General features: G+C 66.2%; 17 protein-coding genes and 1 pseudogene. 10 read left to right on the plus strand and 8 right to left on the minus strand.

Annotated features, from left to right (window positions below; genetic code table 11):
• Positions 1 to 188: 188 nt before the first annotated feature.
• Positions 189 to 1,199: a 4-hydroxy-3-methylbut-2-enyl diphosphate reductase gene (locus NA5_RS15115; protein WP_062986265.1), complete on the minus strand. Its 1,011-nt coding sequence runs from the start codon at positions 1,197 to 1,199 to the stop codon at positions 189 to 191.
• Between the two features lie 156 nt (positions 1,200 to 1,355).
• On the opposite strand from NA5_RS15115, the gene NA5_RS15120 reads away from it, so the two are divergent.
• Genes NA5_RS15120 through NA5_RS15140 form a run of 5 tightly spaced genes read left to right on the plus strand, consistent with a single transcriptional unit; the run spans position 1,356 to position 4,293 of the window.
• On the plus strand, positions 1,356 to 1,982 hold the full coding sequence (locus NA5_RS15120; RefSeq protein WP_062986267.1) for a lipid droplet-associated protein: 627 nt from the start codon (positions 1,356 to 1,358) through the stop codon (positions 1,980 to 1,982).
• A complete protein-coding gene (xseA, locus tag NA5_RS15125) occupies positions 1,979 to 3,310 on the plus strand; it encodes an exodeoxyribonuclease VII large subunit (RefSeq protein WP_062986269.1) in 1,332 nt (443 codons plus the stop codon). Before NA5_RS15120 ends, xseA begins: the two co-directional genes overlap by 4 nt.
• Before the next feature lie 2 nt (positions 3,311 to 3,312).
• On the plus strand, positions 3,313 to 3,555 hold the full coding sequence (locus tag NA5_RS15130) for an exodeoxyribonuclease VII small subunit (protein ID WP_062986272.1): 243 nt from the start codon (positions 3,313 to 3,315) through the stop codon (positions 3,553 to 3,555).
• A 46-nt stretch (positions 3,556 to 3,601) separates the two neighbouring features.
• Positions 3,602 to 3,901 (plus strand): type II toxin-antitoxin system Phd/YefM family antitoxin, encoded by a 300-nt coding sequence (locus NA5_RS41635; protein ID WP_062986274.1) that lies wholly within the window; start codon positions 3,602 to 3,604, stop codon positions 3,899 to 3,901.
• Complete coding sequence (locus tag NA5_RS15140) at positions 3,901 to 4,293, plus strand: type II toxin-antitoxin system VapC family toxin (RefSeq protein WP_062986276.1); 393 nt, start codon at positions 3,901 to 3,903, stop codon at positions 4,291 to 4,293. Before NA5_RS41635 ends, NA5_RS15140 begins: the two co-directional genes overlap by 1 nt.
• Here NA5_RS15140 and NA5_RS15145 read toward each other — a convergent pair whose 3' ends face one another.
• Positions 4,294 to 4,860, minus strand: coding sequence for a DUF4245 domain-containing protein (locus NA5_RS15145; protein ID WP_062986278.1), 567 nt, complete (start codon positions 4,858 to 4,860; stop codon positions 4,294 to 4,296).
• Between the two features lie 133 nt (positions 4,861 to 4,993).
• On the opposite strand from NA5_RS15145, the gene glpX reads away from it, so the two are divergent.
• From glpX to NA5_RS15160, 3 genes are all read left to right on the plus strand, one after another.
• Positions 4,994 to 6,037, plus strand: coding sequence for a class II fructose-bisphosphatase (gene glpX / locus NA5_RS15150; RefSeq protein ID WP_062986280.1), 1,044 nt, complete (start codon positions 4,994 to 4,996; stop codon positions 6,035 to 6,037).
• Between the two features lie 114 nt (positions 6,038 to 6,151).
• Positions 6,152 to 6,715 carry a YbhB/YbcL family Raf kinase inhibitor-like protein gene (locus NA5_RS15155; protein WP_062986282.1) on the plus strand — a complete coding sequence of 188 codons (564 nt, stop codon included), beginning with the start codon at positions 6,152 to 6,154 and terminating at the stop codon, positions 6,713 to 6,715.
• 292 nt (positions 6,716 to 7,007) lie between these two features.
• On the plus strand, positions 7,008 to 8,414 hold the full coding sequence (locus NA5_RS15160; RefSeq protein ID WP_062986284.1) for a class II fumarate hydratase: 1,407 nt from the start codon (positions 7,008 to 7,010) through the stop codon (positions 8,412 to 8,414).
• A 46-nt stretch (positions 8,415 to 8,460) separates the two neighbouring features.
• On the opposite strand, the gene NA5_RS15165 is transcribed toward NA5_RS15160, so the two are convergent.
• From NA5_RS15165 to phoH2, 3 genes are all read right to left on the minus strand, one after another.
• Positions 8,461 to 9,330 (minus strand): acyl-ACP desaturase, encoded by an 870-nt coding sequence (locus NA5_RS15165; protein WP_062986296.1) that lies wholly within the window; start codon positions 9,328 to 9,330, stop codon positions 8,461 to 8,463.
• Positions 9,331 to 9,479: 149 nt separating this feature from the next.
• Entirely contained in the window at positions 9,480 to 10,025 is a 546-nt protein-coding gene (locus tag NA5_RS15170; protein ID WP_307188883.1) for an LGFP repeat-containing protein, read from the minus strand.
• A 187-nt stretch (positions 10,026 to 10,212) separates the two neighbouring features.
• Positions 10,213 to 11,607 carry an RNA 5'-3' helicase PhoH2 gene (gene phoH2 / locus NA5_RS15175; protein ID WP_062986286.1) on the minus strand — a complete coding sequence of 465 codons (1,395 nt, stop codon included), beginning with the start codon at positions 11,605 to 11,607 and terminating at the stop codon, positions 10,213 to 10,215.
• A gap of 281 nt (positions 11,608 to 11,888) precedes the next feature.
• Between phoH2 and NA5_RS15180 the strand changes: the two genes are divergently transcribed.
• Positions 11,889 to 12,161, plus strand: coding sequence for a hypothetical protein (locus tag NA5_RS15180; protein ID WP_062986288.1), 273 nt, complete (start codon positions 11,889 to 11,891; stop codon positions 12,159 to 12,161).
• Between the two features lie 89 nt (positions 12,162 to 12,250).
• Here the strand turns inward: NA5_RS15180 and NA5_RS15185 are convergent, their stop codons facing one another.
• The gene (locus tag NA5_RS15185; RefSeq protein WP_062986290.1) at positions 12,251 to 12,670 is read right to left on the minus strand and encodes a limonene-1,2-epoxide hydrolase family protein; all 420 of its coding nucleotides are present in this window, start codon (positions 12,668 to 12,670) and stop codon (positions 12,251 to 12,253) included.
• Positions 12,671 to 12,687: 17 nt separating this feature from the next.
• A complete protein-coding gene (locus NA5_RS15190; protein WP_062986300.1) occupies positions 12,688 to 13,434 on the minus strand; it encodes a TetR/AcrR family transcriptional regulator in 747 nt (248 codons plus the stop codon).
• A gap of 111 nt (positions 13,435 to 13,545) precedes the next feature.
• Between NA5_RS15190 and NA5_RS15195 the strand changes: the two genes are divergently transcribed.
• Complete coding sequence (locus NA5_RS15195) at positions 13,546 to 14,739, plus strand: FAD-dependent monooxygenase (protein ID WP_062986292.1); 1,194 nt, start codon at positions 13,546 to 13,548, stop codon at positions 14,737 to 14,739.
• A gap of 1,218 nt (positions 14,740 to 15,957) precedes the next feature.
• On the opposite strand, the pseudogene NA5_RS41310 reads toward NA5_RS15195, so the two are convergent.
• Positions 15,958 to 16,492: pseudogene (locus NA5_RS41310) on the minus strand (hypothetical protein); the annotation flags it as partial.

The following is a 16,492-nucleotide window of genomic DNA, read 5'->3' on the forward strand; positions in this document are numbered from 1 at the left end:
GCGCGACCCACCGCGGCAGCCCCTCGGGCCGAGGGTGATTCGCCCCGGGCCGCCGCGACCAGGCGGCGCGGTGAAGCCCCACCGCCACACCCGCAGCCCAATGTCCGCTACCGCGAACGTGATTCGAGCCGCACCGAGCGCCGACGGCCGGAAAACCTCTAGCCGGACTCGGAATCCTCGGGCGCGGCTCAGCGACGCGACGTGCGCAGCTCTCGAGGCAGTGCGAAGACCAACGTCTCGTTGGCGGTCGTGACCGGATGCACTGCACCGAAACCGTGCTCGGCCAACATATCCAGCACACCGCGCACCAGAATCTCGGGCACGGACGCACCCGAGGTGATGCCGACCGTGCGCACACCGGCCAGCCATGCCGGGTCCACCTCGCGGGCGTAGTCCACCAGGTATGCGGCCTTCGCGCCCGCGTTGAGGGCGACCTCGACCAAACGCACCGAGTTCGACGAATTGCGCGAGCCGACCACGATCACCAGGTCGCATTCCGGCGCCATCGCCTTGACCGCTACCTGACGGTTCTGGGTGGCATAGCAGATGTCGTCGCTCGGCGGATCCTGCAGTCCGGGGAACCGCTGGCGCAGCCGCTGCACCGTCTCCATCGTCTCGTCCACGCTGAGCGTGGTCTGGGAGAGCCAGATCACCTTGGACTCATCGCGCACGGTGACCCGGTCGACCGCATCCGGACCGTCGACGAGCTGCACGTGCTCGGGCGCCTCCCCCGCGGTGCCCTCGACCTCCTCGTGCCCCTCGTGACCGATCAGCAGAATGTCGTAATCGTCGCGGGCGAAGCGCTTGGCCTCCTGATGCACCTTGGTCACCAGCGGGCAGGTCGCATCGATCGTGCGCAGATTGCGCGCCGCCGCCGACTCGTGCACCGCGGGTGAGACACCGTGCGCGGAGAATACGACCAACGCGCCCTTGGGCACCTCGTCGGTCTCGTCGACGAAGATCACACCCTGCTCCCGCAGCGTCTCCACCACGTGGCGGTTGTGCACGATCTCCTTGCGCACGTAGATCGGCGCGCCGTGCTTCTCGAGCGCTTTCTCCACCGTCTCGACCGCGCGGTCCACACCCGCGCAGTAGCCGCGCGGTTCGGCTAGCAGCACGCGCTTACCACCATCGGCATCGGCGGATCCGGAACCGGCCGAGCTGGCGATTCCGACGTTCAAAGGGATGGCCGAAGACATGCCCCTCAGCTTACGTGCGGCCGCTGGATGTCGGGCGGCCGGTCAGGTCGTTCTCGACACACTCGCGCCGGGCGAAAATCCGCCCGGATGATGCAGAACAATGTGTCTGTGACACCAGTGCTTTGCATAACATCCCGTATCGGGCAGGCTAGGAGCATGTTTCGACCACCGTTCCTGGCCCGGGTCGCCGCCGGCGCCGCCGTATACGCCATCGAAGAAACCCGTCGGCTACCCACTGCCGCAATGAATTTCCCGATCACCGCGATCAGCCAGATGCTGCAGACCACCATGCACGTCCAGCAGTTCGTGACCAGCCTCGCGCTCAAGGGCGACGGCGTATTCGAGCGGCTCACGAACACCCCGGTCGAGCAGCCCGACTGGGCCACCTTCGACGAGGACACCGAGCCGGAGTTCGCCGCACCCGCCCGCACCAGCCGTTTCGACCTGTACGCCGAGGACGATCCGACCGACTTCGCCGCCGATGCCGCTCGCGTCGGTGAGACCAATGGTCACGCCACCCCGGTGCAGACCGTCGCCGTACCGGACGCCGAGGTTTCCGAGGCGCCCGAACCCCAGCCGGAGCCCGAACCCGAGATCGTCGAGCCCGAGGTGGCCACCCGCTACGACTACGCCAATATGACCCTGGCCCAGCTGCGCGCCCGCCTGCGCATGCTGACCGTCGAGGATCTGAACGCGCTGCTCGAATACGAACAGCGGACGCGTGCCAGGGCGCCGTTCGTGACCATGCTGACGAACCGGATCGCCACCGTGCGGGCTCAATGACGGAACCCCCCGCGTCGTCGTCGACAGTTGGCCGGGAATCGACCGGCCAACCCGACCGAGCGGCCCCCGCCAACTCCGCCGAACACCCGTGGCCGGTGCGTTCGGTCGCCATCAAGGTCGCGCAGTGGATCGATCGGCTGGGCAGCATCTGGGTGGAGGGCCAGATCACCCAGATCAATCTGCGTCCCGGCACCAGCACCGCATTCCTGGTGTTGCGCGATACCGCCGCGGATATGTCGCTGTCGGTGACCTGTCATCCGGATCTCATCCGCCACTCGGCCGTCCCGCTGCAAGAGGGCAGCCGGGTCGTGGTCTACGGCAAGCTGGCGTTCTTCACCGGTCGCGGCACGATTTCGTTGCGCGCCATGGAGATTCGCCCGGTCGGCATCGGTGAGCTGCTGGCCCGCATCGAACGGTTGAAGGCATTGCTCGCCGCGGAGGGACTCTTCGATCCCCGGCTGAAGCGGCCGATCCCGTTCCTGCCCAAGACCATCGGCCTGATCACCGGCCGCGCAAGCGCCGCCGAGCGCGATGTGCTGACGGTGGCTCGAAACCGTTGGCCCGCAGTGCGTTTCGAAATCCGTAATACGGCCGTGCAGGGTCCGAGCGCAGTACCGCAAATGGTGCAGGCGCTGACCGGACTCGATCGCGATCCGACCGTCGAGGTCATCGTGCTGGCCCGCGGCGGCGGCAGCGTCGAGGATCTGCTGCCGTTTTCCGATGAGACGCTGTGCCGCACGATTGTCGCCGCGACCACACCGATCGTCAGCGCGATCGGACACGAACCCGATAACCCGCTGTGCGATCTGGTCGCCGACCTGCGCGCCGCCACCCCCACCGACGCCGCCAAGCGCATCGTGCCCGATGCGGCCGCCGAACTGGCCGGGGTCCACGATATGCGCGCCCGCGCCGCCGCCGCACTGCGTGGCTGGGTCGACCGCGAGACCAGGGCCTTGGCCCAGCTGCGTTCGCGACCGGTGCTGGCCGACCCACTGCGTGAAATCGACCGCCGCTACGACGAAATCGAACGCCTGCGCACCGCAGCCCGCCGCACCGCCGAACATCTGATCAGCGCCGAAACCACCGCAACCCGGCACCTGCGCGAAAAACTCACCGCGGTTGGCCCGGCCGCGACGCTGGCCCGTGGCTACGCTGTCGTGCAGCGCGTCAGCGGTAAGGAGCGGCAGGTGGTCCGGTCCATCGAGGACGCGCCCGCGGGTAGTCAGCTGCGGATCCGCGTCGCCGACGGCGCCATTTCCGCCGCCGCGCTGGGTACACAGGCGTTGGGTATCCGAGCACCTGGCAAGACCGACACAGGGAGGAACTGACCTTGGCCGACCCCGGCAAGGACGAGGAGCTGGCCGAGATCTCCACCTTCGGCTACGAACGCGCCCGCGACGAACTGGTCAACGTCGTCAAAATGCTCGAACAGGGCGGCCTCGACCTGGACGAATCCCTCGCGCTGTGGGAGCGCGGCGAAGCGCTGGCCACCCGCTGCGAGCAACATCTGGCGGGCGCACGTCAGCGGGTCGAGAACGCGCTCTCGCGCACCGATCTCGAATCCGACGAATAACCATCCGCCGCGCGATTGTGTCACAAATTTGTGCCACAATGGTCTGATGACCGCTATACCCATCCGAGAGCTCTCGCATCACACGGCTCGGTGCCTCGCACTGGTCAAAGCGGGGGAAACCATCGATATCACTGAGCGCGGCACCGTCATCGGTCGGATCGTCCCTGTCGATCCCGAGCGAGATGTCCGGGCGCGATTGCTCATCGAGCGCCGGATGCGCCCGGCCACGCGGGGTCGCGCGGATCTGCTTGCCGAGGTACGCCGACGACTGAAAAATACACCGATCGATACGGAGGGCAGCGCCAGCGCAGCACTGCAGGCTCTGCGCGACGACGAGCGCTACTGATGATCTACCTGGACACGAGTGCTCTGGTGAAGCTGGTCCATCTGGAATCGGAATCCGCCGCGCTCGCGAGCTGGCTCGATGATCGTCCCGACGAGCCCTGGGTTGCCTCATCGCTGGTGGAAGTCGAGCTGGTCCGCGCGGTGCGGGCGGCCGACCCAGCCGACCTCATTCACGTACCAGCAGTCCTCGCTCGCGTGGACAGACTCGAAATGGATGGGATCGTACGAGCCAACGCCGCAGCGGTGTCACCCGCAACAGTCCGCAGCCTCGATGCGCTGCACTTGGCCACCGCACAGGAACTAGCCACCGATCTGATCGCATTCGTCACCTATGACAAGCGCCTCGGCGCGGCGGCGGAGGGCTGCGGATTGACGTGGGTAGCGCCGCTCTGACTAGTGCGTGAGCGGCTGCGCTGCGCCGATGGCGGCTGCCAACGTGGTGAAGGCGGCGTGGTTGCCCGCACCGGTGATCAGTACACGGGACTGGCCGAAGTCGGCGATCCACGCCGTCTCGGAACCCTGTTCGGCGTAGACGACCCACTTCCGGTCGCCGACCTGCTCGGTGCCGGTGCCGTAGCGGGAGCCGAGTATGAAGCGCGACAGCGCCTCCTCGGTCGCACTGCTCTGACTCATCCGCATGTAGGTGCCCTGCGGTGTGATGAAACCAACAGTGCTGACCGGCCCGCCGCCGGTGGTGGTGATCGTGTCGCGGCTACCGGAGTTCGGGGTCCAGTGTTCGGGCAGGCTCGGATTGCGGATCGGGAAGGGCATCGTCTTCGCGTCGTTGGCGAGCGCGGCCGTCACGTCGAAGTGCGGAATCTGCCCCTGCGTCGGCCCTTTCCCCGCGAAACTGCACTGGCTCGCGAGCCCGGCGAAGACCACGGCGATCAGCACCAACGGGATCAGCGACCAGAACAGATCCCGGTAGTCGTTGAGAATTCGTGGTTTTTGGTACGACACGCTCCCAGTATCCACGTCCGGCCCGCATCCCTCATTCACAGGTGGCCTAGATCTGGAACGGTAGTACCTGATCGGGAACGGTCACGCTTCTGAGAGAATCAGCGGTAGCAACGACCGTAGGAGGCACACCGTAATGACGGCATCTTCGCCCGCACCCAGCCGCCGCGAGGCGCCGGACCGCAACCTCGCGCTCGAACTGGTCCGGGTCACCGAGGCCGGTGCGATGGCCGCGGGCCGCTGGGTCGGCCGCGGCGATAAGGAAGGTGGCGACGGTGCGGCCGTCGACGCCATGCGGCAGCTGGTCAGCTCCGTTTCCATGCGCGGCATCGTGGTCATCGGTGAGGGCGAGAAGGATGAAGCGCCCATGCTCTACAACGGTGAGCTGGTCGGCGACGGCACCGGTCCCGAGGTCGACTTCGCGGTCGACCCGATCGACGGCACCACTCTGATGTCGAAGGGCTCGCCCGGTGCCATTGCGGTGCTCGCGGTCGCCGAGCGCGGCGCGATGTTCGACCCGTCCGCGGTGTTCTACATGCACAAGATCGCTGTGGGCCCCGATGCGGCGGGCGTGATCGATATCTCCGCCCCGATCGGCGAGAACATCAGCCGGGTTGCCAAGGCCAAGAGCCTGTCGAAGTCCGATCTCACCGTCTGCATCCTGGACCGGCCGCGGCACGCGGAACTGATCCAGCAGGTCCGCGACGCGGGCGCGCGCATCCGCCTGATCTCCGACGGTGACGTCGCGGGCGCCATCGCCTGCGCGCGTCCAGACTCCGGCACCGACATCCTGGTCGGCATCGGCGGCACCCCCGAAGGCATCATCGCCGCCGCCGCGATGCGCTGTATGGGCGGCGAACTCCAGGGCATGCTCGCCCCGAAGGACGACGAGGAACGCCAGAAGGCCATCGACGCGGGCCACGACCTCAGCCGCATCCTCACCACCAATGACCTGGTCGCGGGCGACAATGTCTTCTTCTGCGCCACCGGCGTCACCGACGGCGACCTACTACGCGGCGTCCGCTATTTCCCCGGCGGCGCCTCCACCGAGTCCATCGTCATGCGCTCCAAGTCCGGCACCGTCCGCATGATCGACGCCTACCACCGGCTCACCAAACTCCGCGAATACTCCTCGGTCGATTTCGTCGGCGACGAGGATGCGGTGCCGCCGCTGCCCTGATTTTTTCGAATACTCGAGCCCGGTCCGCCTCGGATCGGGCTCGATTTTTCGGCATGTGCAGTGCTCGTTCAACGACGGTAGGCTCCGGAATCCCCAGTAGACAAAGGAGATCCGTTGGCAATCATCGGGAAGCTGCTGAAGAACCGCCGCGCCGGAGAGCAGGGCCTCGCCTGGCAGCTGCCGAACCTCGCCGCCGACGCGACCTTCGAAATCACCAGCCCGGATTTCACCCATGAGTCGCCACTACCAAAGGTGCACGCCGCCAAGCGAATCGGTGGCCGAGACGCATCCCCCGCGCTGGCATGGACCGTTCCCGATGGTACGGCGCAGCTGCTGCTGGTCGTCGAAGACCCCGACGCCCCAATGGGATTGCCGTTCGTACATTGCGTGGCCTTGCTGGAATCGACTCTCGCCGAGCTGCCACAGGACGCGCTGCGCGCCGACGACCCCGCACCAGGCGTCACCATCCTCCGCTCCGGCTTCGGCCGCGGCTACCTGGGTCCGGCCCCGATCAAAGGACACGGACCACACCGCTACGCCTTCCAACTCTTCGCCCTGACCGAGCCGATCGACACCATCGCTGGCCAGCCCGCCGCGAAAGCGAAACCGCGCGACGTACTTTCCGCCGCAAAGGCAGTTGCCCGTGGCCGGATCGATGGATTCTACGAACGGCCCTAAACAAGCAGCTCACCGCAGCGGCAGTCGGGCGATCGCAGCGCCACGACCAACGCGGTCCCACCCAATAGGCGACGCCGCGATCAAGATCAGGTGGACTTGGTGGCGGGGCTACTCGGGCGACGCCGCCATAGATTCCACCTGATCTTGATCGGCCGCGGGTGTGTGGCGACGGACCGATGCCGAGTCCGGCGGATGGGTGTGGGTTATTCCGGGGACGGCCCACGAGGCGATGTGCGAATCGCCTCAGGCGTGGCAGCCCCATGGCGGGCGTGTGCGGCATAGGGTCGGGATTATGACGACCGAGGAGACGCAGTACCGGATCGAGCACGACACCATGGGGGAAATTCGAGTTCCCGTGCACGCGTTGTGGCGGGCGCAGACCCAGCGGGCCGTGCAGAACTTCCCGATCAGCGGGCGCGGCCTGGAACGCGCGCAGATTCGGGCGCTCGGCCTGCTCAAGGCGGCGTGTGCCAAGGTGAACAAGGATCTCGGGCTGCTCGATCCGGCCAAAGCGGATGCGATTATCGCCGCGGCGAATGAGATCGCCGAGGGTCTGCACGACGACCAGTTCCCGATCGATGTCTTCCAGACCGGCTCGGGCACCAGCTCGAATATGAACGCCAACGAGGTGATCGCCTCGATCGCGAAGGCCAATGGCGTGACCGTGCACCCGAACGACGACGTGAATATGTCGCAGTCGTCGAACGACACCTTCCCCACCGCGACCCATCTCGCCGCCACCGAGGCCGCGATCAAGGATCTGATCCCGGCGCTGGACCATCTGCGGCTGGCGCTGCTGGACAAGTCGACCGAATGGCGCACCGTCGTGAAGTCCGGCCGCACCCATCTCATGGATGCCGTGCCGGTGACCCTCGGCCAGGAGTTCGGCGGCTACACCCGACAGGTCGCGGCGAGTATCGAACGCATGATGGCGGCGCTGCCCCGGCTCGGTGAGCTGCCCATCGGCGGTACCGCGGTCGGCACCGGTCTCAACGCGCCCGCGGGTTTCGGCGCGAAAGTCGTTGCCGAACTGGTGCTGTCGACCGATATCGACGCACTCTCCGAGGCCAAGGACCACTTCGAGGCGCAGGCCGCCCGTGACGGTCTGGTGGAGGCGTCCGGCGCGCTGCGCACCATCGCGGTGAGCCTCACCAAGATCGCCAATGACATTCGCTGGATGGGTTCCGGCCCGCTGACCGGTCTGGGCGAACTCCAGTTGCCCGATCTACAGCCCGGCAGTTCGATCATGCCCGGCAAGGTGAATCCGGTACTGCCCGAGGCGGTTACGCAGGTCGCCGCGCAGGTGATCGGCAATGACGCGGCGGTCGCGTTCTCCGGTGCGAGCGGCGCGTTCGAGTTGAATGTCTACATCCCGGTGATGGCGCGCAATCTGCTCGAGTCGATTCGACTGCTCGCCAATGTGTCCCGGCTGTTCGCCGATAAGTGCGTTCGCGGACTGGTCGCCAATGAGGATCATCTGCGCACCCTCGCGGAATCATCACCGTCGATCGTGACGCCGCTGAATTCCGTCATCGGCTACGAAGAGGCGGCCGCGGTCGCGAAAGAGGCGCTGAAACAGAAGAAGACCATTCGCCAGACCGTGATCGATCGCGGTCTGATCGACGAGAAGCTGACCCTGGAGGAACTCGACCGCCGCTTGGATGTGTTGTCGATGGCCAGGGTCGAGGACGGAAAGTAAAAGCACCGGTCGGCGCGCGAACCCGTGCGCCGACCGGCCGCGAGGATCAGGCCAGCGACCCAGCCCGCAGATGCGCGAGTTCCGCGCGCGCCTTCGCACCGTCTTCACCGATATCGGTACGGGTGAAGAACTCCCACCGCTCCAGCAGCGGACCGAAGACCAATTCGTTCTCCTTGGCAGGGTCGTAGATGCCCGCCTCGGCGAGCACCTCATCGCTGCTGCGGCCATCGGACAACGTCACCGACGGCACCTCGAACCGCGCGACGCTGTCGGCGATGGCTCGCATCGTCTGATCCGGTGCGACGCCGAACGCGGCGGTGATCATGTCGGCGAAGAAGATCGACTGCAGTTCATCGTCGAGCGCGATGCGCTCGGCAATGGCGGTGACCATCTTGTTCTCCCCGAGCGCCGCGGTGTTGCGATGCCGGATGGCGGCGGCGGCCTCCTCGAACGCGCAGGTGGCGAGCACATCCAGCAGGTGCAGTGCGGGACGCCGGAAGCCCTTGGTCATATGGTCCATCCGCAACCGCTCCAACTGCACCGGATCGACCGACCGGGTGACCATGAGGTAGTTGCGGATCATGATCTCGTGCCGGTTCTCCTCGGCCGTCCACCGACCGACCCAGCGCCACCACGACCCGGTGCGCAGGTACCTGCCGACCTCGCGATGGTACGAGGGCAGGTTGTCCGCGATCAGCACGCTGACCGTCAGCGCCAGCTTGGCGGTCTCGCTCAACTCGGATTGCTCCGGCTCCCAATCGATTCCACCGAGGAAGCCGAAATTGCGGCCGTCGTCCCACGGCACATAGTCGTGCGGCTGCCAGCCGTCGGCGGCGGCGATGTGGCGGCGCAGATTCAGCTCCACCTCATCGGCGAGGGACGCGAGCAGTTCGCGATCGGTCAAGAGAGTTTGCACTAGCACAACCTAGCGGCTAGGCCCCGCGATGCGGGGATCTACGAATAGGGAATCGGTACCGGCGTCCGAGCGTACAAGCACCAGCTCTGTCGAGCGAACCGCGAGCACCCACCAATAATGGCACGTGAGCGCCCGGACGCCGGTGCGGATCAAGACTTCATCGTGACGGTCGTATTGCCGTCCACCCAGGTGATGGTGCCGCCGACGAAATCGCTCTGCTTGCCGCCGGGGATGTCCTTCTCGTCGCTGATCGGGTAGCCGAGCTTGCCCTCGGCGCCGCCGTTGTCCTCCCACGCCTTACGGATTTCGCCCCAGACGATATGTGCGCCGTTGTCCTTGCTCCAGACGATCGCGCCCCCGGTGAAGTCCTGCCACTCGCCGTCATTGGGGGCGTCTTCATCCTCCCGCAGCGGAGCGCCGAGCGGACCGTTCGGGCCGCCCGACTGCACGTACTTGTCGAAGATGACGCCGGAGACGGTGATATCGCCGCCCTGCGTAGCGATCTTGGTCTCCTCCGCCGCGCCGGACCGGCGCTCCTCGCCGTGCGGTGCCGCCGCCGAGGTGGTCGTCAGGGACGCGGCGGAGTTCTTGTCCTTGTCGTCGTCATTGCCACAGCCGGTGGCCAGCAGCAGTGCCGCGGCCGCGGTGACCGCGGTGAATCCAGCCGTTCGTCGAGCGAAGTGGTGCATTTCCATCCTCTCGAAAGTGGCTCTACCGATGCCACCGCGGACGCGGTGACGTCGCGCGTAGCCTAGGCCGATGTCCCGCAACGGCCCGGCGAATCAATATGAGACTCGCCGGGCCGCTACTGAACAGGTATCACGCGGATATTACCCGCCTGATTGTGATGGGAAACACACGCTGGATAGTTGCCGCTACCCGCTATGCGCTCGGACCGTACTCCTCCAACATCTCGGTGACCAGCGCCGCGATCGGCGACCGCTCGCTACGGGTCAGCGTGATGTGCGCGAAAAGTGGGTGTCCCTTGAGCTTTTCGATCACCGCGGCGACACCGTCGTGCCGACCGACCCGTAGGTTGTCACGCTGGGCCACATCGTGGGTGAGCACCACGCGTGATCCGGTGCCCAGTCGGCTGAGCACCGTCAGCAGCACATTGCGCTCCAGCGACTGCGCCTCGTCCACGATCACGAACGAATCGTGTAGCGAGCGACCGCGAATGTGGGTGAGCGGCAAGACTTCCAGCATGTCGCGGCTGAGCACCTCCTCCATCACCTCGCGACTGGCCAACCCGTCGAGCGTGTCGAAGACGGCCTGCGCCCACGGGCCCATCTTCTCGCTCTCCGATCCCGGCAGATAGCCGAGATCCTGCCCGCCGACCGCGTACAGCGGACGAAACACCACCACCTTGCGTTGTGTGCGACGCTCCAGCACCGCCTCCAAACCGGCCGTCAGCGCCAGCGCCGACTTGCCGGTACCGGCCCGGCCGCCGAGCGAGACAATGCCGACGCTCTCGTCCAACAGCAGATCCAGTGCGATTCGCTGTTCGGCCGAACGGCCGTGCAGTCCGAACGCCTCGCGTTCGCGCACCAACTGCACCCGCTTGTCCGGCGTGACCCGGCCAAGGGCACTGGAACTCGCACCGAGCAACCGGATTCCGGTGTGGCACGGCAGTTCCCGCGCCTCGTCCAGATCGATCACCGTCTCGGCATAGAGCTGATCGACCTGCGTTTTGGAGACGTCCACCTCCACCATTCCGGACCAGCCGGAGGTCACCACGTCCTGGGCGTGGTATTCGTCGGCGTGCAAACCCACCGCACTCGCCTTGACGCGCAAGGGAATGTCCTTGGACACCAGCACTACCCGACGGCCCTCGGCCGCCAGATTGAGCGCACAGGCCAGGATGCGGGAGTCATTGGTGTCGGTGCGGAATCCGACCGGAAGTACCGCGGGGTCGGTGTGGTTGAGTTCCACCTGCAGCGTTCCGCCCTCGGTGCCGATCGGCACCTGCTGATCCAGCCTGCCGTGCCGCAGACGCAGATCGTCGAGGTTGCGCAGGGCTTCCCGCGCGAACCAGCCCAGTTCGTGATGGTGGCGCTTACCTTCGAGTTCGCTGATCACGACCAGCGGTAATACGACATCGTTTTCGCCGAACCTGGTGAAAGCCCAGGGATCCGACAGTAGGACCGAGGTGTCGATAACGAAGGATTTCGCACCGGAATTCTGGGAATGCGAGGGGCGGGCCCCCTTCGCGGCGGCTTCGCCTTTCGCGGAGCTGGAGTGCGCCGAGGGAGCGGGAACGGAGCGTGCAGCAGTCACGGTGGGCTCCTTTATGTTCGCGCGGCACCCGCACGAACGATCTCGCTGGACCGGTCCGTCCCGATGGGATCCGACTTGCGTCAGATGCCCAGAGGGCCGGGTGCCGGCCCTCTCGTACTGAGTAGCTCAGTCACGGTTCAGGACCTCCCGTACGAGCCACAACGACGCGGCCCGCACCAACGACGCTACCGCCGACGGCCCGGTCTTCGCTCGGGCACAGGTAGGCGTGTCCGTGAATTTGTCGTTAACCCCTGCTTCGGATGCGAGATAGAGTCGCAGGTATGGCCGGTATCGAGGAGTTGGAGAAGCTGTCGTCCAAGGAACTGCACGACCGTGCGGTCCGGCTCGCGGCGCGGCGCGGCGACATCAAATATCTGTGGCGGCTACTGAAGTCGATTCCGGCCGCCGAGGCCGCTGCGGGCAATCTCGGCGAGAGCGAGGCCGATATCAAATACGTGCTGCCGATGATCGACGACTACATCCACGCGGGCGACGGCAAGATCGCCGAGGTCCTGCGTCCCTACTACCTCGATTACCTCGCCAAGCACACCTGAGTTCCGCACCCAGTGCTCGGCGAGGGCACCGACGGTAGGCGGATGTCGCGGCGGCCGGAACTACCGTCGAGAGCAGCCGTGAGTGGAGGTCAGCTGCGGGGCAGCGCGGCGCGCAAGATTCCGACGGCGGTGCCGCGCAGGAAGTTCTCCCAGCTGAAGTGGTCGTGCCACAGGCTGATTCGGCCGTCGCGCAGTTCGAAGGTGCCGCAGACCCAGAACGCGATCCGCAGCGGGCCGACGCGCAGGATGTCGGTGCGGTCGGTCAGCACGAAGTCGCCGTCGGCGGCGATGTGATGCATTTCGGCCGCGAAGCCGATGGTGTCGCGGTTCAGTCCGCGCAGGATCTTGCGGGTGAGACCGCCGCCGACCGTCGGCAGTGAGGTGTTCTTCCAGACGACATCGGGGTGCAGGAGTTCCAGTGCCTCCTCCACCGCACCGATCTCGAGTGCGGCGAAGAACTCCCGCACCGTGGTGATCGCGTCCTGCTCGAGTTCCAGTTCGTCGGTCATGCACTGAGCCTAAGCCGCTAGGGTCGGCGGCGGTCGGCGATGAGCACACCTAGACCATCGAGAATTCGGTCGATGCCGAAGGTGAGCGCATCGCCGGGGCCGTCGATCGACGGTGGTCCGCCGGTGGCGGCGGCTTCCTCGGCGAAGGCGGCCGAGACCAGGGGGAACCGGTCACCGGCGGCGGCCATCATCTCGGCGAACTGGCCCGCGATCTGCTGTGCCGTCTCCTGCCGGTCCGCGGTCGTCACCTGCTGTACGAGGCTGCGGATGTGTCCGTTGAGCAGCACGATGGTGTCCAGCCGCTCGGGTCCGGTCAAACCGGTGCCGTCGAGTGCGGTCAGCGCGGCGTTCATCCAGCCCATTTCATTGGGGCCGATCGCGCGCACGCCGATGGTCAGAGTGATCGACCACGGGTGTGCGCTGTAGCGCTCGAAGATCGTCTCGGCCCAGCGGCGCAGCCCGGCCCGCCACGGCTTCTCAGCAGAATCCTTTTGCGCCGCAATCACATCCGGCGGATCGCCCATCGCGGCATCCACCATCAGCGCGGTGAGCTGTTCCTTGCCGGGCACATACCGGTACAGCGACATCTTGGTGAAGCCGAGACGTTCGGCCAGGCGCTGCATGGACAGATTCGCCAGTCCTTCGGCGTCGGCGAGAGCGATGGCCTCCGCGACGATCCCCTCCAGTGACAGCGCGGGCTTTGGTCCGCGCTTGGGCCGCTGCTGGGTGCCCCAGAGCAGTTCGACGGTGGTCGGTGCAGGCATTTGCACATCCTTACGCATCGCGTGTTGACAAGTAACTGTGTCCACCATACTCTAATTCGTGTCCATCGGATACAGATTCCATCGGACGCAGATACCGATTCAGGAGAAATCATGCGTAACAAGACCGTTCTCATCTCCGGCGCGAGCATTGCCGGACCCGCACTCGCCTACTGGCTGAACCGCTACGGATTCGCCGTTACGGTGGTCGAGCGCGCGCCGCAGCTGCGACCCGGCGGCCAGGCCGTCGACTTCACCGGCGAAACGCACCACAAGGTGCTCTCGCAGATGGGCATCCTGGACGAGATCTACGCGCACCGCACCGGCACCACCGATATCGCGATCGTCGACGGCAAGGGCGAGCAGCAGGCGCTGATCTCCGGCGATTTCACCGGCGGCGACGTGGAGATCCTGCGCGGCGATCTGGCGCGGATCATGTACGAAAAGACCTACCAGGACTGCGAATACGTATTCGGCGACTCGATCAGCGCGCTGACCGAGACCGACGACGGCGTGTGGGTCGAATTCGAGAAAGGCGCACCGCGCGGCTTCGATCTGGTCTTCGGCGCCGACGGCATCCATTCACGGGTACGGCGTCTGGCGTTCGGACCGGAAAAGGAATTCGTCAAGCACCTCGGCCACTACTACTGCGTCGCCGGTGCGAGCCCGTGGGCGACCAAATCCGAGGGCACCCCCGAGCGGATGACGGCCTACGGCTACAACGAGCCGGGCAAATGCGTCATCACCGGCGGCTCGAAGGCACAGCAGCTCTACATCTTCGCCTCGCCCGAACTCGACTACGCTCGTGACGACATCGAGGCGCAGCGGCACATCATCGAGAAGACGTTCGCCGAGGTCGGCTGGGAGGCGCCGCGCATGCTCGCCGAAATGGCGGAGTTCGACGACTTCTTCCTGGACTCGATCAGCATGGTGCGCAAGATGAAGAGTTACAGCCGGGGCCGGGTCGCGTTGGTCGGCGATTCGGGCTACGGAAACACCCTGGGCGGCTTCGGAACCGGACTCGCGGTGCAGGGCGCCTACATCGTGGCCGGTGAACTCGCGCTCGCCGACGGCGACTACCGGATGGCCTTCCCGCGCTACGACGAGCTCATGCACTCGCTCGGCAAACTCGCCGACTACAGCAATGCGGGCCGCTTCTTCGCGCCGAAGACCGCGCTCGGCATCAAGGTCCGCAACTGGTTCCTGCACTCGTGGATGTTCGACAAGATGGTGAAAATGACCGAGAACGTCAAGACCATCGAGCTGCCGGACTACCCGGCACTGGTCGCGGCCGCCGATGCGAACTGACATCGGTACCGTCGGCACCCTGCAGCGGAACCGGATGGTCTGGTGTGGCGGAATCGGCTGTGTTTCGATGGAACCGGGGTGGGGTCGAGTGCGTCTATAGGGTCAGACGGCACTGACGGAAGGGGCTGGCTCGGCCATGACAGCACAGATGGACGGCCGCGCGATCACCGATCCCGAGAACGCGCAGAACTTTTCACATGTGGAGATCAAACAGGCGGCCGACCAGATGAATCCGGACGGACTGGACGGCGCGCTCGATGCCTGGGCCGCCATCGCGGCGGCGGTGGCCAAGGCCGGACAGCAGTTCGAAACCGCGATTCAGCAAGCGGTGGACCAACATTGGGAGGGGGCGGCCGCCGACCGAGCGGTGCTCGCCGTGCGAGAGTATGCCGCGCGCGTCGGCGAGCTGGGTGAGTCACTGGATCAGCAGGCGACCCCGCTGTCGGCGGCGGGGAGCGCGGCGAGGCGGTTCAAGGTGGCGGTGCCGCCGGTGGTCGACAGCTCGGAGAGTTCACGGGGAGCTGAGCTGCGAAATGCGCGGGAGGAGCAGGCTCGGGATGATATGAGTAGGTTTTATATCCAGCCTTATGGGAGTACGGCACTGGTGATTCCGACGTTGCCGCCGCCGGTTGATCCGATTTCTGGGGTTGGAGAGTCTGGCGGGGCAGGGGGAAGGGATAGGTACGAGGAGGCCGGTGGGGCCGGGGATTTCGGCAAGGCGGAGGGAACGGGTGGCGTGGAGGGCACTGGCGCGGCGGCTGACACCGGCGCGGTGGGGGTAACGGGTCAGGCCGAATACACCAGCGAGACTGGGGGTTCCGGCAAGGCAGGGGAAACAGGCAGCGCGGAGGGCACCGGCGGGACTGGGGGTTCCGGCAAGACAGGGGGAACAGGCAGCGCGGAAGGCATCGGCGGGCCCGGGGAAATCGGCGCCACGGCGAACACCGACACGACTGGAGACTCCAGCAAGGCGGGGGTAACGGATAAAGCCGAATACACTGGCTGGGCTGGGGATTCCGGCCAGGCAGGGGGAACAGGCAGCACGGAGGACACCGGCAGGGCCGGGGAAACCGGCACGGCGGGGGTCACTGACAAGACCGGAGACTCCAGCAGACCAGAGGGAACAGGTAAAGCCGAATACTCCAGCGGGTCTGGGGATTCCGGCCAGGCAGGGGGAACAGGCAGCACGGAGGGCACCGGTAAGGGCGGGGATCCGGGTCAGTCTGGCAAAGCCGAAGTTGTTGCTCCGCAATCAAGTTCCTCGACTCCTGGTAGCGGGCCGTCGACCACGCCAGCCACGGCGACGCAGACTTCCTCGAATTCCACCACCCCACCGACAGCTGGCATACAGGCCTCGCCGACCGTCGGTACATCGACCGGAATCGCACCGGAGACCTCGACTTCGACCGGCACGTCCCTGGGTCCCGGAAGTACGGCCAGTCCCGGCAGCGCGCCTGGTCTCGGCAATGCATCGAGTCCCGGCAGCACGGCCAGTCTCGGCAGCACGCCCGGTCTCGGCAATGCATCGAGTCCCGGCAGCACGGCCAGTCTCGGCACCACACCCGGTCCCGGCAGCACACCAAGTCCCGGCAGCGGGCCCAGTCCCGGCAGCACATCCGGTTTCGGCAGCGCACACAGTCCCGGCAACGCCGGTCCCGGCGGTTCCCCCGGTCTCGGCAATGCGCCCAGTCCCGGCAGCACGCCTAGTCTCGGCAGTTCCTCCGGACTCGGCAATGCGCCCAGTCCCGGCAGC

The organism is Nocardia anaemiae NBRC 100462, from assembly GCF_001612725.1.
GTDB classification, from domain to species: Bacteria; Actinomycetota; Actinomycetes; order Mycobacteriales; family Mycobacteriaceae; genus Nocardia; species Nocardia anaemiae.